We start from the raw sequence: 21,637 nt of genomic DNA on the forward strand, positions 1-21,637 counted from the left end.
GGCATAATGTTAAAACTGTTTTCAAATATTGCAAAAACCCCAGGTGTCGGAAAAGGCCGGGATTGTCCAAACCCCGACCGTCTGAAACGCCTGTGTCGGTATTTCGCCGAAAGGTTGGAACCATGCAACAGAAAGTCCGCTTCCACATCAGCGGCATGACCTGCCAGGCCTGCGCGAGCCGCATTGAGAAAGTGTTGAACAAAAAAGATTTTGTTCAGACGGCCTCGGTGAACTTTGCCAGCGAAGAAGCGCAGGTGGTGTTCGACAACAGCCGCACCGATGCGGCCGCACTGGCGCAAATCATCACCCAAGCAGGTTTTAACGCGCAGGAAAAAACCGCCGCCGCCCCGCTGCCGTCTGAAAACCATACCGACTGGCGTTTGTGGCTGCTGCTGGCCGTCAATGTGCCGTTTCTCATCGGCATGGCAGGCATGATGGTGGGGCACCATGATTGGATGATGCCTGCCTTGTGGCAGTTTGCGCTGGCCAGCGTGGTGCAGCTTTGGCTCGCTGTTCCGTTTTACAAAAGCGCATGGGCGAGCATTAAAGGCGGGCTGGCGAATATGGACGTGCTGGTTACGATCGGCACGGCGGCGATTTACCTTTATTCGGTGTGGATGATGTTCCGCCACGGCGGTATGGGGCATCACGGCGGAGAGCACGTTTATTTTGAAGCCGGTGTGATGGTTGTCGGCTTCGTGAGTCTCGGCAAATTTCTCGAACACCGCACGAAAAAATCCAGCCTCGACAGCCTCGGCCTGCTGCTGAAACTCACGCCGCACCAAGTGAATGTGGAACGCGGCGGCCAATGGCAGCACCTGCCGCTCGACCAAGTGCAGGCAGGCGATTTGATCCGCGCCGGCCACGGCGAGCGCATCGCGGCAGACGGCATCGTTGAGAGCGGCAGCGGCTGGGCCGATGAAAGCCATTTAACCGGCGAATCGCAGCCCGAAGCAAAAACCGCCGGCAGCAAAGTGCTGGCCGGCGCCATGATAACCGATGGCAGCATGGTTTACCGCGCCCTCCGACTCGGCAGCCAAACCCTGCTCGGCGACATGATGGCCGCTCTGTCCGAGGCGCAAGGCAGCAAAGCACCGATTGCCCGGGTGGCCGACAAAGCAGCGGCGGTTTTCGTGCCCGCCGTGGTCGGTATCGCCGCGCTCACTTTTATCTTAACCTGGCTGTTCAAAGGCGATTGGATACCCGCGATGATAAACGCCGTGGCCGTGCTGGTCATCGCCTGCCCGTGTGCGCTTGGTTTGGCCACGCCCGCCGCGATTATGGCCGGCATGGGCAAGGCGGCGAAACACGGTATTTGGTTTAAAGACGCCGCCGCCATGGAAGCAGCCGCCCGCGTCAACGTGGTGGTGCTGGATAAAACCGGCACCCTCACCGAAGGCAGACCCGAAGTGGCGGCGGTATATCTGCGGCCGTTTGAAAACCTGCCCGGGGCTTTCGCCGTTGATGAAAACGAACTTTACCGCCTCGCCGCCTCGGTCGGGCAAAATGCTGCGCACCCGCTCGCCCGCGCCATCGTTCAGACGGCCTCGGCACGCGGCATCACCCTGCCCCTCGCCGGCAACGTGCACACCGAAGCCGGCGCAGGCGTGAAAGCCGATATAGACGGCATCGGCGAAGTGAAAATAGGCAAGCCGGACTATTGCGGCCTCACGCTGCCCAAAAACCTTGGCCCGGTGTGGAAAACCGCCAGCATCGTTGCCGTGTCGGCAAACGGCCGCGCCCTCGGTGCCTTTGCGCTGGCCGACCGGCTCAAAGCCGACAGCAAACAGGCCGTAGGCCGTCTGAAAGCACACGGCATCGAGGTGTATATGATGAGCGGCGACAATCAGGGCGTTGCCGACTATATCGCCGCGCAATTGGGCATAAGCCGTGCTTTCGGCAATATGAGCCCGCGCGGCAAAGCTGCCGAAGTGCAGAAGCTCAAAGCCGCCGGCAACACCGTGGCCATGGTGGGCGACGGCATCAACGATGCCCCCGCACTGGCCGCTGCCGATGTCGGTTTCGCCATGAAAAACGGTGCCGATATAGCCGAACACACCGCCTCGGCCACGTTGATGCAACACTCGGCCAACCAAATGGTCGATGCCCTGCTGATTTCGCGCGCTACCCTGACAAACATCAAGCAAAACCTGTTTTTCGCCTTTTTCTACAATATATCGGGCATTCCGCTGGCAGCCCTAGGCCTGCTCAGCCCGGTGGTTGCCGGCGCGGCCATGGCCCTAAGCTCGATTTCGGTGCTCGGCAATGCCCTGCGCCTGAAACGGGTGAAGATTGACGGCAGTGAATCACGATAAAAAACACGCCCCGCCGTAACCATCATAAAGCAGATCGGCCATATCGCCCCCTACCGCCCTGCCCTATTCTTATTTTGGTCTGCGGCCCAATATCTGCCCCGGCCGTCTGAAACAGCTTTCAGACGGCTTGAATACCCATAAAACCAACTGCATCGATAAAAAATAAATAAATTCTAAAAAACTATAAAAAATCTTATTTTAACTACGAAAAATCTTAGTTATAATCCCGCCCAATATCCGACTCCCGTTTCAGACGGCCCAAACCAAGGAATATCCATGCTGCTGGCGCTTTCATTATGCGACTTCGTGATTGTAGAAAAACTCAACCTCAACTTTCAAACCGGCTTCACCGTGCTCACCGGCGAAACCGGGGCGGGCAAATCCATCACGCTCGATGCACTCGGCCTGCTGTTGGGCGACAAAGCCGATTTCAGCCAAGTGCGCACCGGTGCCCGAGAAGCCCGGCTTTCCGCCCTTTTCGACATCAGCGGCCTGCCCGCATTGCAGGCGCAGCTGTATGAACAAGGTTTGCTTGAAGCCGGCAGCGAAGAATTAAGCATACGCCGCATCATCGATGCCAAAGGCAAAAGCCGCAGCTTTATCAACAACCAGGCCGCCACACTCGCGCAGCTCAAAGCCATCGGCAGCCGGCTCATCGATATCCACGGACAAAACACCCACCATTCGCTCAACCAAGAATCTGCGCAGCGGCAATTGCTCGATGCCTTCGCCGGCGCCCAAGAACAAGCCGGGGCGGTGAAACAGCTTTACCAAAGCTGGAGCAATGCCCGCAAAGCCCTGCACGAAGCGCAAAACCACGCCGAAAACACCGCCATCGAACGCGAACGGGTAGCATGGCAATGCAACGAGCTCGAGCAGCTTGATTTGCGCCACGGAGAATGGGAAAGCCTCAACCAAAGCCACCACGGCCTCGCCCACGCCGCCGAATTGTTGCAGGCCGCAGAGCAGGTTTCCGAATATATCGATGGCGACAACGGTATGCAGCGGCAACTCTATCAATGCCAAAAACTCCTGGGCAGCCTGCAAAATATCGAACCGCGCTTTGCCGAAAGCCTCGAAATGCTCGCCGCCGTTGAAGCCGAGCTGGGCGAAATCGGCGCCAATATGCGCGATGTATCCAACCGTGTCGAAATCAATCCCGATGAGCTGGCCGAGCAAGAACGGCGCATGGGCGCATTAATGAGCATGGCGCGCAAATACCGTGTCGAACCCGAATATCTGCCCGCCAAACTCGAAGAACTGAACCAAATCCTGCAAAACCTGCACGAAGCCGCCGACATCGCCGCCCTCGAAGCTGCCGCGGCGCGCACCGAAGCCGAATACACCGCCGCCGCACAGAAACTATCGGCCATGCGCACTGAAGCCGCTGCCAAACTGGCCGCCGAAACCACCGGACATATGCAGCAGTTATCCATGAAAGGTGCAGCCTTCAATATCGAACTGCTGCCCTGCCCGCCCACTGCGCACGGCTTGGAGCAAGTACAATATCAAGTGGCTGCCAACAAGGGCAGCCCCCTGCGTCCGCTCAACAAAGTGGCCTCCGGCGGCGAACTTGCCCGCATCAGCCTTTCTATTCAAGTGGTTACCAGCCAATATACCCAAGTGCCGACACTGATTTTCGATGAAGTAGATACCGGCATCGGCGGAGGTGTGGCCGAAACCGTAGGCCGCGCCCTACGCTCGCTGGGCAAACGGCATCAAGTGCTGGCCGTTACCCACCTGCCGCAAGTGGCCGCCTGCGGAGAAAACCACTGGCAGGTGCACAAACACAACGAAGGCATACAAACTGTCAGCGAAATCAAAGTATTGGATAACACCGGCCGCATCGAAGAAATCGCCCGCATGCTCGGCGGCGAAACCATCACCGACACTACTCGGAAACATGCAGAAGAAATGGTGGCGTTGGCGGCAGAATAACCGGCAAGCAGGCAAACCATACTGCTTCCGAAAATCCGTTCCAAACCTGAAAGACCCCAAATCTGAAAACATCCGTATCCCGCCACGATAGGCTTAACCCGCATATCCCAACCGTTTCTGAAAACGGCAGACGCTCAGACCCAAGCCGGCCATAACCGGATATTTAAAATGCTGAAGTATCGTGAATCAAGATAAAATGAAACCGGCGCCGGGCAGCATGGCAGAATAACGCCGTATCGTTTTTCTTTCAGTTTGCCCGCAAAGATTGCAGGCCGTCTGAAAACCATGTTTCAGACGGCCTGCCCGCTATCACCATCAGGGTTCCATTAAAAGCAGAAAATCGTTGTTTAAAAAATAAAAATCAATAGTTTACGCCTAGATTCATGCTTCCTGTTTACCGATTTGTACCGCAGAAATCTTGATTTCCACTTTCCATTCCGGCTTAGCCAACTTAGCCTGTACGCATGCACGGGCAGGCGTATAACCGGAAACCACCCAAGCATCCCACGCTTCATTCATTGCATCATAATCAGCCAAATCCGGCAAAAAAACAGTGGCCTCCAAAATATGCTTTTTATCGGATCCACATTGTGCCAGCCAATTATCGATTTGCGCCAACACATCACGGGTTTGCTCGGCAACCCCCACATCGGTACGCTCGGGCACCATACCCGCCAAAAAAACGAAACCATTGGCTACAACAGCCTCCGACAAGCGCGCTGTTTGGCCGAAGTATTGCACAGTCATTTTGCTTCCTTTGCATTAAGTATCATTAAAGTATATGGAAAACACATGGTAACACAGGCAGCGCAAGCACTTTTTCTCTCGAGCATGCGGTTCTACTGCACGCCAAACAGAAAAATATTGCACACCACCGCATTTATTTTTCAGACGGCCGTTTCCAAGCCGAACCGATTAGTCCGTCCTACCACGGCTTCCCCTGCACGCACCAAATAGATCTCACAGCAAAACTTTATCTGCAAATAACACCGCAGCACCACACACTCAGCCAACCACCCGAACGCGCCGGGCGCATCAGGTGTAAAAAACCCGGCGTTATTTACACTTTCCCTTTTTGCCTGAAACCCCGTTTGGGGATTTTTGAGAGTTGCGAGAATGCCGAAGAACACGGCCGAGCCGCATTGTTCTCGTGGTTTTTAGAATACTCAAAAACCACGAAACCATCATTGCAGCAAAAAACAAAAGCGGTTTGGCATAAACAGTGTAAACAACGTTAGACTTTTCTAGAATTAAGGTTGTCTGAAATGCTCAAATGGCGTTATTTCCGAGATGATAGGAATGGCGTTTTAAATTTTTTGGCAACTCCAATAGAGATAACACACTGCAAATTAAGAAAAAATCACAGAAAACTACTCTATTTTCTGTACCGGAAGCAACTGCCCGTTCCGCTGCCTATATTTTGGGTATGCCTAAAATTCGTCAGCCCTATTCCACCGTCAAACCTGCCAAGTCGCCAGCCATCATTTGACTCCGGCTGACGATGAGGTTTTTGACGGTTCGGTTGAGTTGGACGAAAGTTGTTTCAGTGCAAGGCGTGAGGGCTGGTGCGGGCGCGGCGCGGCAGATAAAGTGGCCGTTTTCGGCATCCTGAACCAGCACGGCAAGATCTGTACGGTGGTTGCAGATAACGCCAAGCTTGGAACTTTACTGCATGTAATCAAAAGAAAATTTATGCCTGACAGCATCGTTTGCATAACAGCCTAGACCAGTCGCAACAAATGGGATGCGGGTCGTTTTATTTATCACTGCATCAACCATTCCAAAGTGCTTGCAGACCATCGGAACCACATTGACGGCATCCGAAAATTTTTGGAATCAGGCAAAGCATACCTTACGCAAATACGGCGGAATCGGGCGGAAATATTTCTTGCCGTTATTGAAAGAATACGAATTCCGGTTTAACTTCGGCACACCAACCCTACAGCTTAAAAAAACGCTGCGGGATTGGTGAGGAATTTAGGGCTAATCTAGTACAGCCCCAATTTTTAGTGGGTTAGCTATAGTGGTTTAAACTTTCCATAAAACCCATACCGATATTCGGAATATTGCCAGATATATCACAATGATATCAGCCCTTAATATTCTCCAATATCTGTTAAAAACACTCAAGATTTAAACCGTTTCGCCTTATATTGCGGGTTCATCAGGTTTTGAGGTGATAGGATATCGTCCAACTCTTCTACGCTCAGTAAGCCTTTTTCCAACACCACTTCTCGTACGCTCTTGCCGGTTTGGGCGCAGATTTTGCCCACCAAATCACCGTTGTGGTGGCCGATAAACGGGTTTAGGTAAGTAACCAGCCCGATTGAGTTGAACACATATTGTTCGCACACTTCGCGGTTGGCCGTGATGCCCGACACGCATTTTTCGCTAAGGTTGGTGCAGGCGTTGCCCAGCAGCGAGATGCTCTCAAACAGGCATTGCCCTATCACGGGCTCCATCACGTTCAGTTGCAGCTGCCCGGCCTCGGCGGCAAAAGTAACGGTGGTGTCGTTGCCGATAACTTTGAAACACACCTGGTTTACCACTTCGGGAATCACGGGATTGACTTTGGCGGGCATAATCGAAGAGCCTGCCTGCATTTCGGGCAGGTTTATTTCGTTCAGGCCGGCGCGCGGGCCGGATGACAGCAGCCGCAGGTCGTTGCAGATTTTCGACAACTTCACCGCCGTGCGCTTCAATGCACCGTGCACCATCACATAAGCCCCGCAATCGGAAGTGGCTTCAATCAGGTTTTTGGCCGGCACGCAGGGCAGGCCGCTCACTTCGGCCAGCTTGGCCACCGCCAGGTGGGCATAGCCTTCAGGGGTATTCACGCCCGTGCCGATGGCGGTTGCGCCGAGATTCACTTCCAGCAGCAGCCCGGCCGTGCGCAGCAGGTTGCGCTCTTCTTCTTCGAGCAGTACTGCAAATGCTGAAAATTCCTGCCCCAGCGTCATCGGAACGGCATCTTGAAGCTGGGTACGCCCCATTTTCAGAATATCGGCAAACTCGTCTGCTTTGCGCTCGAATGCCTGTTTCAGACGGCCTATTTTCTCCAGCATCGCCACAATGCTGTGATAAACCGCAATGCGGAAACCCGTGGGATAAGCATCGTTGGTGGATTGGCTGGCGTTCACATGGTCGTTGGGGTTAATGATGTCGTAGCGGCCTTTTTCATAACCTGCGATTTCCAACGCAAGATTGGCAATCACTTCGTTGGCGTTCATGTTTACCGAAGTGCCTGCGCCGCCCTGATACACATCGGAAGGAAACTGGTCGAGGCAGCGGCCTTTTTCCAGCACTTCATCACAAGCCTGCTCAATCAGGCGGGCGGTTTCCATCGGAACCACCCCCAAATAGCCGTTGGTGCGGGCAGCGGCTTTTTTCACCATCACCATGCCGCGCACCAGCTCGGGAATATCGGAAACTCTCTGATCTGAAATATTGAAATTTTCTTTCGCCCGCAAGGTGTGTATACCCCAATACACTTCGTTTGGAATCTTGCGCTCGCCGAGCAGGTCGGTTTCGATGCGTTTTTTCATCTTTGGCTCTCCGTTGTTTGAAAATTTACAGCCGTTTCCGGCTGGGCAACCTGCAAAAACAGATAAAACAGGCTGGCTGCAGATAATGCGGCGGCAATACGAAGCACACCGGCGCTGCCATGATTTTAAGGTGGCCGGCTTGGCGGCTGCTTTGCCATTTTACCACTTTACAGGCATAAAAAGGCCGTCTGAAACGTTTCAGACGGCCTTTTTATCATGCTTTTCTGTTTCAGGCCTGCAAGCGCCACAGCATTCTGCCGGCAATCACCAGCAACAGTATGCCGAACGCCTGTTTCAGCTTTTCGGGCGGCAGTTTGTGTGCGGTTTTCACGCCCAGCGGTGCACATACCACCGTTGCCACGCTCAACACCGCCACCGCCGGCAGATACCAAAATCCGAACGAGCCTGCGGGCAGCCCGCCCACGCTCCAGCCCGAATAAAGATAACCTGCCGCGCCGGCTGCCGCAACCGGCCATGCCAACCCTGCCGATGTGCCCACGGCACGGTGTACCGGCACGTTGCAATACATCAAAAACGGCACCGACAGCGAACCGCCGCCTATGCCCACCCAGCTCGAAACCATGCCGAACAGCACGCCCGCCCCGCTCAAGCCCGCCCGGCCGGGCAGCGAGCGCGAAGGCTTGGGCTTGGCATCGGCCAGGGTTTTCAACGCCACCAAAACGGTAAATACGATAAAGAAAAGCTGCAAAGCCGCGTTGGAAATGTGTTTGACCAAAAACGAACCCGCCAACACGCCGGCAATCATGCCCGGCACCATGCGCCGCACCACCTGCCAATCCACCGCGCCTTTGCGGTTTTGCGCCATCACGCTCGAAAACGTGGTGAACACCATAATGGCAAACGATGTGCCCACGGCCAAATGCTGCGCGTGCGGGATATGGTCCAAACCCTGCATCTGCAACACCCACAACACCACCGGCACGATAATCATACCGCCGCCTATGCCGAGCAGCCCGGCAACAAACCCGGCAAACGCGCCGACTGCCAGCATCACCGCCACCAACTGTATGTCTAACATCGTTATTCTTCTTTTCAAATTTACAAACGTTTGTTCCACAACACTTTTCAGACGGCCGGATTGCGCTTTTTCAGCCACCGCCAAGCAAACACCACATAACCCGACAGGCTGTAGCCCAAGAAAAACAGAAACAGTACCAGCGAAGGCTCCCATGCCGCCACCGCCAACACCAGCATAAAAACAATCATCGCAAAAAACGGCACTTTGCGGCGCACGTTGATTTCTTTAAAGCTCCAAAACGGAATCTGCACCACCATCGAAAGTCCCGCAAACAAGGTGATAATCAGGCACACCCAAGCCGCCTGCGGAAAACGCCCGTAGCTGTGGTTCACCCAAATCATGCCTACAATCAGCGCCGCCGCCGTGGGGCTGGGTATGCCGATAAACCAACGTTTATCGACCTTGCCGATTAAAGTGTTGAACAGTGCCAGCCGCAGCGCGGCGCAGGCACAATAGATAAACGCGGCCGAATAGCCGATTTTGCCGAACTGCCAAAGCTGCCATTTATAGGCGATTAAAGCAGGCGCAACGCCGAAGCTCACCATATCGGCCAGGCTGTCAAGCTGCTCGCCGAACGCGCTCTGGCTGTTGGTCCAGCGCGCCACACGACCGTCCATGCCGTCCAGCAGCATCGACACAAACACCGCAATCGCCGCCGTTTCATAGCGCCCGTGCATGGCCTGCGTGATGGCGAAAAACGCGGCAAACAGCGCGGCAATCGTGAAAGAATTGGGCAGCAGGTAAATACTGTTCTGCCGCAGCAGCGCCCTGAAACGCGGCGTGGGATTTTGTGGTGTCGTCATCGTTTTTCCGTAACGGCCGTGCGGCCCGTTATGTGGTTTGTATGGATTATACCGCAAGCCTCATGCGGCGTGTTTCAGACGGCCGAACCGATTGGACAACGGCCTTGCCCGAGGCAGGCTTTGCCAACGGTCAAACCAGGCCGTCTGAAAACCGTTTCGCGGCACTACCACCAGCCCTGTTGCGCACCGCCCGCGTTCGGATTTTGCTTTTCGCGCGCCTGCCGGCGGAAATGCCACGGTGCTTGGGCGTTTTTGCCGCGCCACAGCCCTGCTGCCTGCTGCCGCGCTCCTGCTTCGGCATAGGCATAAGCGGCATAATCGGTTTTGTTCTGCCGGCGCTTGGCAATCGATACATAATGCCACGCATGACCCTGTTGGATTTGGCTCAGGTTCACATCTCTGCCGTTTATGCCCACCTTAGCCACTTCGCGCTGGTAGCGGTCGGTTTCAAACACTTCCACATCAACGGTTTTTGCCAAAACTGCGGCACTCAATGCCTGCCGCGCCGCCTGCCCGTGCGCCTGCTGCAATTCGGGCGCATCGATATAGGCCAGGCGGATTTTATGTTTGGCACCGTTATTGTCGGTAACGCGCAGCGTATCGCCATCGGCAACGGCGGTTACGCGCCCCGTGTATTGCCTGACGGTACGCGCCTGCGGCCAAACCCGGCTGTCTTGCGCTTTTTCGCCCTGATCCGGCAGCGGCACCCAAACATCTGCCTGCGCGGCCGCACCCGGCGGCAACAACGCCAAAAATATTGTTAAGATAATGTTTTTCATGAGTTTTTACCGTTAATCACAAGCAGCGCGGCGGATGAGTTCTTCAACCAGCGCAGGCACGCCGTCTTTGGCTTTTTGCGCAATTATTTCCACCGCCCTGCCCGCCTGCTGCGGCTTGGGATCAACCAAAAAACACTCGGCCTGCGGCGGGGCGAAGTGCAGCAGCGAAGCGGCGGGGTAAACCTGAAGGGAAGTGCCCACCACCATCACAATGTCGGCATCGCGCATTTCTGCCACGGCCTGCCCGAACAGCGGCACTTCCTCGCCGAACCACACGATATGCGGCCTGAGCGGGCGGCCTTTGCTGTCGGTGTGTCTGCCGTCCAAATCACCCGTCCAAGCTAAAATTTCACGCTCATCGGCACAACTGCGCGCTTTGTCCAGCTCGCCGTGCAGGTGAAGCACATGGCGGCTGCCTGCGCGCTCGTGCAGGTTGTCGACATTTTGGGTGATAATCTGCACGCGGTAATGCGCCTCCAGCCGCACCAGTGCCTGATGGGCAGCGTTCGGCTGCGCTTCGTTGGCCTGCCTGCGGCGCATATTGTAGAAATCGTACACCAACTGCGGGTTGCGCGAAAAAGCCTCGGGCGTGCACACATCGGTTATTTTGTACCCCGCCCACAAGCCGCCTTCATCGCGAAACGTGTTCAAGCCGCTGTCGGCGCTGATGCCCGCGCCGGTCAGCACCACGCATTTTTTCATCGTTCCCTCCTTAATAAATAGCCATAGCGGATTGGCACATTTTCGTTACCACGCAGCAAGTGCAGACAATGCAGATTATATCCGTTGGGCGGCTGAGAAAACCGTTCTCTCCGGGCGGAAACACCGCCGAAACGGAGCAGCGGTTTCACCCTGCGCGGGGCAGCGGCAAAACGCGCGCCGGCGCTGCTCTTGCTGCCAAAACAGCAGGCCGTCTGAAAAAATCTTTTCAGACGGCCTGCCCCGCTGCCCGGTTTATTTGCCTTGCGCTTTCGCTTTTTCTACTTTCAACAGCTTCACATCAAACACCAAAGTGGCATTCGGGCCGATTTTGTCGCTCACGGCATTTTCACCGTAGGCCAGTGCGGCGGGGATAAACAGGGTGTATTCGCCGCCTTCTTTCATTAACTGTATGCCTTCCGTCCAGCCTTTAATCACTTGGTTGAGCGGGAAAGTGGCGGTGCCGCCGTGTTGTTTGCTGCTGTCGAACACCGTGCCGTCAATCAAGCGGCCTTCGTATTCGACCGTTACCACATCAGCAGCTTTGGGCTGCGCGCCCGTGCCCTCGGTTTTCACTTGGTATTGCAGACCGGAGGCGGTGGTTTTCACGCCTTCTTTGGCGCCGTTTTCTTTCAGAAATGCCTGCCCCTTTTCAAGATTGGCTTTGGCATCTTCCACCACTTTGGCATGCGCTTTCTGCTGCTGCTCGGCCATAAACGCCATCAGCACTTCCTGTGCCTGCTGGTCGTTCAGCTTGGGCTCTTTGCCTTCGAGCAAGGTTTGCACGGCTTCGTTAAGCACTTTCAAATCCACTTCGGTGCCCTGGTCTTTCATGCGTTTCAGGGTGGTGCCGATGTCCATACCCAAAGCATAGCTGGCGCGCTGCACGGGGCTGCCGAAACCGTCTGCGGCGGCGGCAGAGGCGGGTTTTTCGCCGGATGCGGCAGCAGCGTTGCCTTCCTGTTTGCAGGCGGCCAGTGCCAGTGCGGCGGTTGCGGCCAATACGGCGGTTTTCAAGGTTTTGTTCATTATGTTCGTCCTGAGTAACATATTAACGGGAGCGTGAATTATAGCGGAGTTTGGGTAGATTGGAATGAAGGCCGTCTGAAAAAACCACTGGTTTCAAACGGCTTTGTGTTAAAAAACGCAGGCCGTTTTCTTCTCTTTTCAGACGGCCTGCTATAAAATTCAAGGCTTTTCTTGATGCAGGCATTCAAACCATGCGCGAATCCAACCGCCGTGCGGCACCCATGCTGGTTGCGGGCTGCGTGATTTTCGGCCTCGGCAGCCTGATTGTGAAAATCGTGCCGGTGGGCGCGTATGCCGTTGCCTTTTGGCGTTTGGCGGTGGCGGCGGTGATTTTTTGGGCGTTGTTGCGTTTTTTCGGGCAGAAACTGCCGAAAAGCCGGCAGGCGTTGCGTTACGCCCTGCTTTCGGGCGCGTTTCTCGGCTTCGACCTGGCTTTGTGGCACGAAAGCATTTATGCGGTCGGTCCCGGCATTTCCACTCTGCTCAACAGCCTGCAAATCTTTTTTCTTACGGCCATCGGTTTTTTCTTTTTCGGCGAACGTTTGGGCAAAATGCAATTGCTCAGCCTGATAATGGCGGTGGCGGGCGTGGCACTGATTGCCGGCCCCGAATTCGGCCGCAATCAAAGCGCAGGCTGGGGATTGGTAAGCGGGATTGTGTCGGGCTCGATGCTGGCGTTGTCGATGGTAATGGTGCGCAAAACCCATCAGGCCGAAGCCACGCCGCTGTTTCCGATGATGATGCTGGTCAGCCTCGGCGGCATGGCCGCGCTGGTGCTGCCTATGCTGCTGCTCGATGCCGGCAACCTCTACCCCGCTACCCCGCGCGATATCGGCCTGATTGTGATTTACGGCGCAGTGATGCAGTGCTTCGCCTGGGGGCTGGTTGCCTATGCGGTTGGGCTGCTCCCGTTGTCGCTGACCGGCCTGTTGCTGCTGAGCGAGCCCGCAGCAGCGCTGCTTATCGACTATTTCTGGCTCGACAAGCCCATCAACGGCCTGCAATGGGGCGGCGCGGCCTTAACGCTGGCGGCGGTTTACCTAGGGTCTGTTGACAATTGACCAACGCAGCGGCTTTTTGAGGTAAAAACCGCATATGCAAGGCAAAAAGCGCAGCAAGGTTGGACACCTTGCGAGCATTTTTAACGCCGCAGACGCGCGATTTTGACCAAAAATACCGCCGTTGCGTCATGTCAACAGACCCTAAGTTCGCAGCAGAGAAACCGCCATGCGTAAGGGCGGTGTATCGTGTAAAATAGCCGCATCTGCAATCTTTACCGCGCCGTTTCCGCCATGAGCCTGTTTGCTGCCACCTTTTCCGCCGCGCCCGGCCGCTGCATGGCTTTCAAAACCGTGGGCAAAGGCGGTGCACCCGTTGGATTGACGTACCGCAAAGAGCCGGTGTTCGAGCAAGACAGCGACCGGCGTTTTTTCAGCGGTGATGAAACCGATGAATTGACCGCTGATTCTGCAAATTTCACCGTGTGCGGCATAAGCAGCAGCACCCGCAGCCGCCCTGCCGTTGCCGAACGGCCCGCCCAACCCGCCGGCACAGCATGGAAAACCGGCCGAAACGGCAAATTCCACCCCGCCGCCGATTGGCGGCCGCAAGATTGATTTTCAAACGGCCCAATCCATTTTTTACCGTTTCACCACTTAAACTACGGAAAACCTATGAACACCATCCAACCCGACCACAACGGCACCAACCTGCGCATCGGCATCGTACAGGCACGTTTCAGCAACGAAATCGGCAGCGCCATGCTCAAAGTGTGCACCGGCAAACTCATCCAGCTCGGCGTTCACACTGACGACATCACCGTTGCCACCGTTCCCGGCGCGCTCGAAGTGCCGCTGGTGCTGCAAAACATGGCCGCATCCCGGCAATATGATGCCCTGATTGCCATCGGTGCCGTTATCCGAGGCGAAACCTACCATTTCGAGCTGGTGGCCAACGAATCCGGTGCCGGCATTACCCGCGTGGGGTTGGACTACAACATCCCCATCGCCAATGCCATTCTCACCACCGAAAACGATGCGCAGGCGCGGGCGCGCATCGAAGAGAAAGCCGCCGATGCAGCCGTGGTAGCCGTAGAATGCGCCAATCTCACCAACCTGCTGCTGCAAGATCAGTTTGAAGATGAAGTCTGACAGGGTTCAGACGGCCCGAACGGCACATTTTTTAATATAGCGGTTGACACACATATTTATCGCATTGGGCAAGCCCGCAGACCGTGCAGCCGCCGCTGAACCGGCTCCATTGCCGTTTCAGCGGCCGTAAAACTAAAACCGTTTTTTGAACCGAAGCACAACAACGCAACAGCAGAAACCAAGCCGCTTCACCAAGCCGGCTCAGGCCGTCTGAAACTCTGCCGCACAACCGAGGAAACACCATGAAAACACCCCGCCGCCGCGCCCGTGAATTTACCGTACAGGCACTTTACCAATCGGCACTCAACCACACCTCTGCCTCCGAAACCGCCCAAAACATCAACGAAAGCAGCGGCTTCAAAAAAGCCGACAGCGAATTGTTTACCGCCCTCTTTTTCGGCACCCACGCCAACCGGCAAGAATATATGCAGCAAATCCGCCCCCTGCTCGACCGTGATGAAAACGATCTCAGCCCCATCGAGCGCGCCGTATTGCTGATGGCCTGCCACGAGCTTGCCGCCATGCCCGAAACGCCCTATCCTGTGATTATCAACGAAGCCATCGAAGTAACCAAAACCTTCGGCGGCACAGACGGTCATAAGTTTGTGAACGGCATACTCGACAAACTCGCCGCCCGGCTGCGTCCGAACGATCCCAAACGCGGCTGAACAAGACCCGGCAGCAGGCATGCTGCAACATTGCCGTTATTTAAGCGGCTGCATTTGCAGCAAAACAAACCGCAAACACAACACAGCGAATCCTCGCTGCCGGCAAGCCAAACCATACCGACACTACAGAGCCGACCCGGTTGCCGCTTGGGCGGGCGATCCGCAAATCGTTCCCTTTGCACTCGAGCACGGCAACGATAGGCCAAACCATACCGGCCTGCATATGGCGGATTAACCAAACTTCCGCTACAGCGTTGCTGTGCCTTACCATACTGATTGTACTGCCTGCGGCCTGCGGCCTTAATCCGCCATACTCGGGCTTGCCCGGGCATGGACGGAACACCGACCCCGAAACACACTTGAGGCCGTCTGAAAAGTTTTCAGACGGCCTCGATATTGGAAAAAACCGGATTCTCTGCATTTTCTTCACCAAACAGTTTTTGTTTTGGCTGAAAACGATGGCTGCACCATTTCGGGTATACAAAAACTGTGCGGCGTTACCGCGTCTTACAGCATTCTTAACAACGCTTGGCCATACCCAAACCCTGTTCGGGCAAACGGAAAGTGTAACAACACCAAAACTTTCTATATTTGAGGCCGTCTGAAAACTTTCAGACGGCCTCAAGGTTGGGCGGGCTCGGGTTGTTTACACTTGCTGCACCCAACAGCTTTTGCTTTTGCCGAAAACGATGGATCCGTAATTTCGGTATGCGCACAACTGCGCGGAGCTCCGCTCCTTACGGCATTTCCGGCCACGTTTCCAAACCGGTGTCCGGGTTAAAACTAAAAGTGTAAACACCGGGATTTTCTACATTTCAGGCCGTCTGAAAACTTTCAGACGGCCTGAAGGTTTGGGCAAACGGTTTATTGTAAAACCGCTTTCACGGTATCTGCCACGTTCTCTGCGGTGAAGCCGAATTGTTGGAACAACTGCTCGGCGGGAGCGGATTCGCCGAAACGGTCAAGGCCGACCACCGCGCCGTCCAAGCCCACATACCGGTACCAGCCGCCGGTTGCGCCCGCTTCCACGGCGATGCGCGGCAGCCCCAACGGCAACACGCTGCTGCGGTAGGCTTCGTCTTGACGCTCAAACACATTGGTCGAGGGCATGGACACCACATTCACCAACACGCCCTGCCCGGCCAGCAGGGTTTGCGCCTCTAAGGCCAGCCCCACTTCGGAGCCTGTTGCGATAACCACTGCCCGCGCCGCGCCCCCTTCGGCTTCGCTGACCACGTAGCCGCCGCGCTTGATGTTATCCAACTGCACCGGGCTGCGCGGGATAAACGGCAGGTTTTGACGGCTGAAAATCAGGCTGCTGGGGCGCTCTGCTGCTTTAACGGCCTCAACCCACGCCACCAGGCTTTCGGCAGTGTCGCAGGGGCGCCATACGTCCATATTGGGAATCAGGCGCAGGGTGGCGGTTTGCTCTACCGGCTGGTGGGTGGGGCCGTCTTCGCCCAAGCCGATGGAATCGTGGGTAAACACAAACACGGGGTTGATTTTCATCAGCGCAGCCATGCGCAGAGCGTTGCGGGCGTATTCGCTGAACATCAGAAAAGTAGCGCCGAAAGGTTTTACGCCGCCGTGCAGCACCATGCCGTTGATGATGGCGGCCATGCCGAATTCGCGCACACCGTAGTGGATATAGTTGCCGCCGTTTTCGCGCGTAACCGATACGCTGCCCGGCCAGTCTGTGAGGTTGGACGGAGTGAGGTCCGCCGAGCCTCCCACCAGTTCGGGCAACACTTCGGCCAGAATTTCAATGCTGTTTTGGCTGGCTTTGCGGGTGGCGATTTTCTCGGCTTTGTCGCACACTTCTTTCAAAGCCGTCTGAACATAAGCATCGAAGCCGGCGGGCAGTTCGCGGTTCATGCGGCGCACAAATTCGGCGGCTTTTTCGGGAAACGCGGCCTGATATTCGGCAAACAGCGCGTTCCAACCGTTTTCCAGCGCCGCACCTTTTTCTTTGGCACTCCAGCCTTCATACACTTCCTGCGGGATTTCAAACGCGCCGTAATGCCAGCCCAAATGGCGGCGGGTGGCCTCGATTTCTTCTGCTCCCAACGGTGCGCCGTGGGTTTTGTGGCTGCCCTCTTTGGTGGCCGCGCCTTTGCCGATAAGGGTTTTGCAGCAGATGATGGAGGGTTTGCCGGTTTCGGCTTTGGCCTGCGCGATGGCGGCTTCGAGGGCGGCGGTATCGTGGCCGTTCACATCCGGCACCACGTGCCAGCCGTAACTTTCGAAACGTTGCGCAATGTTTTCGGTAAACCAGCCGTCCACTTTTCCGTCTATGGAAATATTATTATCGTCATATAAAACAATCAATTTGCCCAGCCCCAGCGTACCGGCCAGCGAGCAGGCCTCGTGTGACACGCCCTCCATCAGGCAGCCGTCGCCCGCAAACACATAAGTGTGGTGGTCGACAATATCCAAGCCTTCACGGTTGAACTCGGCCGCCAGAATTTTTTCGGCCAGCGCCATGCCCACGGCGTTGGCAATGCCCTGACCCAGCGGGCCGGTGGTGGTTTCCACGCCTTCGGTGTAGCCGTATTCGGGGTGGCCGGGGGTGTTGCTGTGCAGTTGGCGGAAGTTTTTCAAATCATCGATCGAAACCTGGTAGCCCGTGAGGTGCAGCAGGCTGTAGAGCAGCATCGAGGCGTGGCCGTTGGATAAAACAAAACGGTCGCGGTTGTAAAATTTAGGGTTGGCGGGATTGTGGTTTAAAAATTTCGTCCACAACACTTCGGCCATTTCGGCCATGCCCATCGGCGCGCCGGGGTGGCCGGAATTGGCTCTCTGTACTGCATCGGCAGATAAGAAACGGATGGCGTTTGCCAGTTGTGAAGCCATTTGGATACCTTCTCTGATAGGGGTGTAGAAACGTTTCCGATTATCGCCTGATTCGCGGGGGCTTTCAAGATTGGAAAACCTGCTTATGCCGCCGTACCCACACTCAAGAAAACCGTTTTGCAGGCCGCTGAAAGCAATAACACAACCGGTTGTGCCGGCTGTATTGCCGTGTGTCGGAATGTGCGGATTTGCTGTGCGGCGGCCTATTTATCCCCACGCTGCTTAAGCCACGCTGAATTCAGCCTGCACGATTCCGCCCAAATCCAACACCGCCCGGTCGCCGGAATGCAGTTCGCCCACCCCGGCGGGGGTGCCGGTGAACACCAAATCACCCGCTTTAAGGCCGTAAGTGGTAGCCAACTCCTGCAAAACCGCCGCAATCGGGTAAACCATCAATGCGGTCTGCCCCTGCTGGCGCAGCCCGCCGTTTATGGTTAAGGTGAAGGTGCAGTCTTGCGGGTCGGCCAGACTGCCTGCTGCCGTAAAATCCGACACACACGCGGCGCCGCGGAAGCCTTTGGCCTTTGTCCACGGCAGCCCTTTTTCTTTCAGACGGCTTTGGATGTCGCGGGCGGTTAAATCCAGGCCGACACCGTAGCCTGCCACAATATTTTCAATATCACTTTCAAGGCCGTCTGAATCTTTTCCGACCAGCAAAACCAACTCGCATTCATAATGCACAGAAGTGCTGTATGCCGGCAGCCCGATGGTGCCGCCGCTGCGCAGAATGCTGTTGTTCGGCTTCATAAACACCACCGGCTCGGTTGGTGCCTCATTTTTCAGTTCGGCAATATGAGCTGCATAATTGCGGCCGATGCAATAGATATTGTTCACACGCACAGCTCGGTCTTCCAAATAAATCTGCGTCATAACGTTTCCTTTTTTTGTTCGGACGGCCAAATACGATTATAGGCCGCCGCACGGTTTGCTGCACCTGGGCCGGCGTATAACGAAACTCCGTCAACCAAGCAAAGCCGCTTCTTCGGATTCTTTTCAGACGGCCCGGTGATGCGCCCGCCATAAAGCAGAAAACGCAACCCCGAACCCTTATCCGGCTTTTACCTTGCCTGAGCCACCGCCCCGTTTACCTGCAGGCGCAATCATGCCCCCTTATTTCCATTACGGCCTTGCCCGGCTCCGGCTCAAAAACAGCCTTATAAACCGATAAAGCAGCAACAGAATCCGTCCATATCGTTTTGCACTGTCTGCAACATGCTGCCTTATGCCATACCGAAAATGAAGAAATTGTCGGGGTTGGCGGTATAGAATGCGGTGCAGGTTATTAAGCCCTTCACTCGGCAACTGAGTTAAATCGGCTTTACGTTTCTAAGACATGCCCCTTGACATACCCCTTTACATAGGGCGCGCTATAGAGGCCGTCTGAAAGATTTTGCAGCGTTCAAACGGCCTGATATGATTGCCCCACTATTGAAAAGATATTTGCCATGAAGCTGACCGACACCCACTGCCACCTTGCCGACCCTGCCCTGCTCGGCAGCCTGCCGCAGGTTTTCGCCGCTGCCCGCGCGGCAGGCGTTTGCCGTTTTATCGTGCCGGCCACGCAGCGCAGCGATTTTGCCGATGTGGCGGCGTTATCGGCCTTACCGTCAGTGCATATCGCGCTGGGCATTCACCCGTGGTTTGCCGGCGCGGCCATAGAGCGTGATTTTGCAGAACTGGAGCAGCAATTGCTCAAACACCCGAAAGCATTGGTAGGGGAAATCGGTTTGGATTACGGCAGGGCGCAAACGCAGGCGCAGCGGCAACGGCAGATTGTGGTGTTCGAGCATCAGCTTGTGTTGGCACAACGGCTGCACCGCCCGGTGATTATTCACAATCTGAAAGCAGCGGCTGCAATCATGCAGTCGGTGAAAAACTGCCGTTTCACGCAAGGCGGCATTGTTCATGCCTTTTCCGGCAGTTTGGAAGAGGCACGGGCATTTATGGATTACGGGTTCAAAATCGGCATCGGTTCACTGCTGCTCAACCCTGCCGCGCGCAAAGCCCGCCGTGCGGCCGCCGAATTGCCGGCAGAAAATATTGTATTGGAAACAGACAGCCCGTTTATGCTGAAAAACGCCGTTAATACACCGGCCAACGTGCAGAAAATCGCTGCAGCCGCCGCACAACTGCGGGGTATCAAACCCGAAGACCTGGCCGCACAAACCGAGAGGAATGTGAATGCCCTACTGGCCGATATTAACAGGCTGTAAGCATGTCCTTGCCTAGTGTTTGGGCTCTTGAATTCGAATTCAAAGTGCAGCTTTCTGCAGCAAAAAACCGCACCTAATATCACCCTCCAAACTTCCCCGCTATTATATTGCCCAAAAATTCCAACGGTAAGTGGAATTTCCGTAGAAGAAATGCAATCCCTTTGAACACAAAAGTTTAACAACAATGTAGATAAAAAATTGGGGCTAACGTAGATTAGCAGTCATGATAGGCTGCTAAAATGAAGATAACAAACTGTAAATTAAGCAAAAAAAGCACAGAAGACACTACTCAGATATTTTGTGCCGGAAGTTACCGCCGTTCGGCTGCCGATGTATTGGGTATCCGGCCCAACACCGCCATACTCTTTTACCGCAAAATCCGCCTCGTCATCAGCCGTCATTCGGCCTTGGAGGCCGATCAGGTTTTTGAAGGTTCCGTAGAGTCAGATGAGCGCTGCTCCGGCGGTAAGCGCAAAGGAAAACGCGGCACAGGAGCCGCAGGCAAAGTGGTGGTTTTCGGTATCCTCAAACATGGCGGCAAGGTTTATACCGTGGTCGTGGATAACGCCAAAAAAGAGAGTTTGTTGCCTGTTATTGCGAAGAAAATCATGCCGGACAGTGTGGTGTATACCGACAGTTTAAGCAGCGATGATGTCCTGGATGTCGGCGGTTTTCACCACCATAGGATTAACCACGGCAAGACATTTGCCCAGAGACAAAACCACATCAACGGCATTGGGAATTTTTGGAATCAGGCCAAGCGTGTGCTACGCAAATACAACGGAATCGACCGGAAGTCTTTTCCCCTATTCTTGAAAGAATGCGGGTTTCGTTTTAACTTTGGCACACCAAGTGAGCAGTTGAAAATCTTGCGGGATTGGTGTGGTATTTAGGGCTAAGCTACTTCAGCCCCTAATAAAAAGTCTGTTTCGGTACACCGTTAAATTTAACCAAGCGGTTTTTGGCATAACCCCAAAACAATTCGATGCCGTTAATGTGTTGCGCACCCCGGGCGAACTCGTCTGCACCATGATGTACCCTGAAGTGCTTTTCACAGCCCATATCGACCAAGCCGTGATAGCCGCGCCAGCCGTCAGTATTGATGACAATTTCAATAGCAACCCGCCCTCGAATAACCTGTTGCAGTGTAGCTTTCGAAGTATCCGGCACGATTTCGGTATAGACTTTGTCGTCCCGTTTTAAGATGCCGAAAACAATGGTTTTGCCTCCCTCTCCCCCGCCCGCCCTCGGATGCGTTTGGAGCCGAAGTAGGATTCGTCCAGTTCGACCACACCGGCAGAGGGAGTTTGCCGTTCACATTCAGCAGCCATACGGCAACGCAGTTTGAGAAACAGATATTGGCACTTTGGGTACTGATGCCGGTGAGTCTGGCGGTATCGGAAGCGGTCAAATCAAGTGTGAAAAGGCGCAGGATTTGACGGAATTTTGATTCGGTAATTTTACTGAACTTTTGGTATTTGTTTTTAATAGGTATATCAGAAGCTTAACATCATTTTTGCTGATTTTGCTTCGTAAGCCACATATTTAATTTAGATATGAACACATTTAGATTTAGCATTATCTATTGTTATGGAATTAATGGTGC

General features: G+C 54.9%; 17 protein-coding genes and 2 pseudogenes. 9 read left to right on the top strand and 10 right to left on the bottom strand.

Going from position 1 to position 21,637, the window contains the following annotated elements:
- The first annotated feature begins 122 nt into the window (after positions 1–122).
- Complete coding sequence (locus H7A79_RS04540) at positions 123–2,315, top strand: heavy metal translocating P-type ATPase (RefSeq protein WP_187001197.1); 2,193 nt, start codon at positions 123–125, stop codon at positions 2,313–2,315.
- A 276-nt stretch (positions 2,316–2,591) separates the two neighbouring features.
- Positions 2,592–4,253 carry a DNA repair protein RecN gene (recN, locus tag H7A79_RS04545; RefSeq protein WP_187001198.1) on the top strand — a complete coding sequence of 554 codons (1,662 nt, stop codon included), beginning with the start codon at positions 2,592–2,594 and terminating at the stop codon, positions 4,251–4,253.
- Positions 4,254–4,634: 381 nt separating this feature from the next.
- Here recN and H7A79_RS04550 read toward each other — a convergent pair whose 3' ends face one another.
- Positions 4,635–5,000, bottom strand: coding sequence for a RidA family protein (locus tag H7A79_RS04550; RefSeq protein WP_135035330.1), 366 nt, complete (start codon positions 4,998–5,000; stop codon positions 4,635–4,637).
- Between the two features lie 581 nt (positions 5,001–5,581).
- On the opposite strand from H7A79_RS04550, the pseudogene H7A79_RS04555 reads away from it, so the two are divergent.
- Positions 5,582–6,225: pseudogene (locus H7A79_RS04555) on the top strand (IS1595 family transposase).
- 154 nt (positions 6,226–6,379) lie between these two features.
- On the opposite strand, the gene aspA reads toward H7A79_RS04555, so the two are convergent.
- From aspA to H7A79_RS04585, 6 genes are all read right to left on the bottom strand, one after another.
- On the bottom strand, positions 6,380–7,798 hold the full coding sequence (gene aspA / locus H7A79_RS04560; protein WP_187001199.1) for an aspartate ammonia-lyase: 1,419 nt from the start codon (positions 7,796–7,798) through the stop codon (positions 6,380–6,382).
- A gap of 229 nt (positions 7,799–8,027) precedes the next feature.
- Entirely contained in the window at positions 8,028–8,837 is an 810-nt protein-coding gene (locus H7A79_RS04565) for a sulfite exporter TauE/SafE family protein (RefSeq protein WP_187001200.1), read from the bottom strand.
- 47 nt (positions 8,838–8,884) lie between these two features.
- The gene (gene pssA, locus H7A79_RS04570) at positions 8,885–9,640 is read right to left on the bottom strand and encodes a CDP-diacylglycerol--serine O-phosphatidyltransferase (protein WP_135035319.1); all 756 of its coding nucleotides are present in this window, start codon (positions 9,638–9,640) and stop codon (positions 8,885–8,887) included.
- Positions 9,641–9,804: 164 nt separating this feature from the next.
- Positions 9,805–10,419: a thermonuclease family protein gene (locus tag H7A79_RS04575; protein ID WP_187001201.1), complete on the bottom strand. Its 615-nt coding sequence runs from the start codon at positions 10,417–10,419 to the stop codon at positions 9,805–9,807.
- A gap of 12 nt (positions 10,420–10,431) precedes the next feature.
- On the bottom strand, positions 10,432–11,121 hold the full coding sequence (locus tag H7A79_RS04580) for an SIR2 family NAD-dependent protein deacylase (RefSeq protein WP_187001202.1): 690 nt from the start codon (positions 11,119–11,121) through the stop codon (positions 10,432–10,434).
- Between the two features lie 252 nt (positions 11,122–11,373).
- Positions 11,374–12,147: an FKBP-type peptidyl-prolyl cis-trans isomerase gene (locus H7A79_RS04585; protein ID WP_135035310.1), complete on the bottom strand. Its 774-nt coding sequence runs from the start codon at positions 12,145–12,147 to the stop codon at positions 11,374–11,376.
- Between the two features lie 191 nt (positions 12,148–12,338).
- Here H7A79_RS04585 and H7A79_RS04590 point away from each other — a divergent pair, with 191 nt between their 5' ends.
- From H7A79_RS04590 to nusB, 4 genes are all read left to right on the top strand, one after another.
- Positions 12,339–13,208, top strand: a complete 870-nt coding sequence (locus H7A79_RS04590; RefSeq protein ID WP_187001203.1) for a DMT family transporter — start codon at positions 12,339–12,341, stop codon at positions 13,206–13,208.
- A 276-nt stretch (positions 13,209–13,484) separates the two neighbouring features.
- Positions 13,485–13,763, top strand: a complete 279-nt coding sequence (locus H7A79_RS04595; RefSeq protein WP_246408075.1) for an immunity protein Imm33 domain-containing protein — start codon at positions 13,485–13,487, stop codon at positions 13,761–13,763.
- 57 nt (positions 13,764–13,820) lie between these two features.
- Positions 13,821–14,297 carry a 6,7-dimethyl-8-ribityllumazine synthase gene (gene ribH, locus H7A79_RS04600; RefSeq protein WP_187001205.1) on the top strand — a complete coding sequence of 159 codons (477 nt, stop codon included), beginning with the start codon at positions 13,821–13,823 and terminating at the stop codon, positions 14,295–14,297.
- Between the two features lie 242 nt (positions 14,298–14,539).
- Positions 14,540–14,965 carry a transcription antitermination factor NusB gene (gene nusB, locus H7A79_RS04605; protein WP_135035298.1) on the top strand — a complete coding sequence of 142 codons (426 nt, stop codon included), beginning with the start codon at positions 14,540–14,542 and terminating at the stop codon, positions 14,963–14,965.
- An 864-nt stretch (positions 14,966–15,829) separates the two neighbouring features.
- On the opposite strand, the gene tkt is transcribed toward nusB, so the two are convergent.
- Positions 15,830–17,818, bottom strand: coding sequence for a transketolase (gene tkt, locus H7A79_RS04610; protein WP_187001206.1), 1,989 nt, complete (start codon positions 17,816–17,818; stop codon positions 15,830–15,832).
- Positions 17,819–18,040: 222 nt separating this feature from the next.
- Positions 18,041–18,688, bottom strand: a complete 648-nt coding sequence (locus H7A79_RS04615) for a fumarylacetoacetate hydrolase family protein (RefSeq protein ID WP_187001207.1) — start codon at positions 18,686–18,688, stop codon at positions 18,041–18,043.
- A gap of 575 nt (positions 18,689–19,263) precedes the next feature.
- Between H7A79_RS04615 and H7A79_RS04620 the strand changes: the two genes are divergently transcribed.
- Both H7A79_RS04620 and H7A79_RS04625 read left to right on the top strand, forming a co-directional pair.
- Entirely contained in the window at positions 19,264–20,031 is a 768-nt protein-coding gene (locus H7A79_RS04620; protein WP_187001208.1) for a TatD family hydrolase, read from the top strand.
- Between the two features lie 239 nt (positions 20,032–20,270).
- Positions 20,271–20,924, top strand: a complete 654-nt coding sequence (locus H7A79_RS04625; RefSeq protein ID WP_187001209.1) for an IS1595 family transposase — start codon at positions 20,271–20,273, stop codon at positions 20,922–20,924.
- 22 nt (positions 20,925–20,946) lie between these two features.
- Here the strand turns inward: H7A79_RS04625 and H7A79_RS04630 are convergent.
- Positions 20,947–21,526, bottom strand: a pseudogene (locus H7A79_RS04630) (IS1595 family transposase); the annotation flags it as partial.
- Positions 21,527–21,637: the final 111 nt, after the last annotated feature.

The sequence above is a fragment of the Neisseria musculi genome, from assembly GCF_014297595.2.
Classification (GTDB): Bacteria; Pseudomonadota; Gammaproteobacteria; order Burkholderiales; family Neisseriaceae; genus Neisseria; species Neisseria musculi.

Excerpts from the sequence above, each read along its gene's own strand:
- H7A79_RS04585 (WP_135035310.1), bottom strand. The coding sequence starts at position 12,147 with ATGAACAAAACCTTGAAAACCGCCGTATTGGCCGCAACCGCCGCACTG.
- H7A79_RS04620 (WP_187001208.1), top strand. The coding sequence starts at position 19,264 with ATGAAGCTGACCGACACCCACTGCCACCTTGCCGACCCTGCCCTGCTC.
- H7A79_RS04550 (WP_135035330.1), bottom strand. The coding sequence starts at position 5,000 with ATGACTGTGCAATACTTCGGCCAAACAGCGCGCTTGTCGGAGGCTGTT.
- pssA (WP_135035319.1), bottom strand. The coding sequence starts at position 9,640 with ATGACGACACCACAAAATCCCACGCCGCGTTTCAGGGCGCTGCTGCGG.
- ribH (WP_187001205.1), top strand. The coding sequence starts at position 13,821 with ATGAACACCATCCAACCCGACCACAACGGCACCAACCTGCGCATCGGC.
- H7A79_RS04595 (WP_246408075.1), top strand. The coding sequence starts at position 13,485 with ATGGCTTTCAAAACCGTGGGCAAAGGCGGTGCACCCGTTGGATTGACG.
- H7A79_RS04540 (WP_187001197.1), top strand. The coding sequence starts at position 123 with ATGCAACAGAAAGTCCGCTTCCACATCAGCGGCATGACCTGCCAGGCC.
- H7A79_RS04565 (WP_187001200.1), bottom strand. The coding sequence starts at position 8,837 with ATGTTAGACATACAGTTGGTGGCGGTGATGCTGGCAGTCGGCGCGTTT.
- H7A79_RS04580 (WP_187001202.1), bottom strand. The coding sequence starts at position 11,121 with ATGAAAAAATGCGTGGTGCTGACCGGCGCGGGCATCAGCGCCGACAGC.
- H7A79_RS04575 (WP_187001201.1), bottom strand. The coding sequence starts at position 10,419 with ATGAAAAACATTATCTTAACAATATTTTTGGCGTTGTTGCCGCCGGGT.
- recN (WP_187001198.1), top strand. The coding sequence starts at position 2,592 with ATGCTGCTGGCGCTTTCATTATGCGACTTCGTGATTGTAGAAAAACTC.
- H7A79_RS04625 (WP_187001209.1), top strand. The coding sequence starts at position 20,271 with ATGAAGATAACAAACTGTAAATTAAGCAAAAAAAGCACAGAAGACACT.
- H7A79_RS04615 (WP_187001207.1), bottom strand. The coding sequence starts at position 18,688 with ATGACGCAGATTTATTTGGAAGACCGAGCTGTGCGTGTGAACAATATC.
- H7A79_RS04590 (WP_187001203.1), top strand. The coding sequence starts at position 12,339 with ATGCGCGAATCCAACCGCCGTGCGGCACCCATGCTGGTTGCGGGCTGC.
- tkt (WP_187001206.1), bottom strand. The coding sequence starts at position 17,818 with ATGGCTTCACAACTGGCAAACGCCATCCGTTTCTTATCTGCCGATGCA.
- nusB (WP_135035298.1), top strand. The coding sequence starts at position 14,540 with ATGAAAACACCCCGCCGCCGCGCCCGTGAATTTACCGTACAGGCACTT.
- aspA (WP_187001199.1), bottom strand. The coding sequence starts at position 7,798 with ATGAAAAAACGCATCGAAACCGACCTGCTCGGCGAGCGCAAGATTCCA.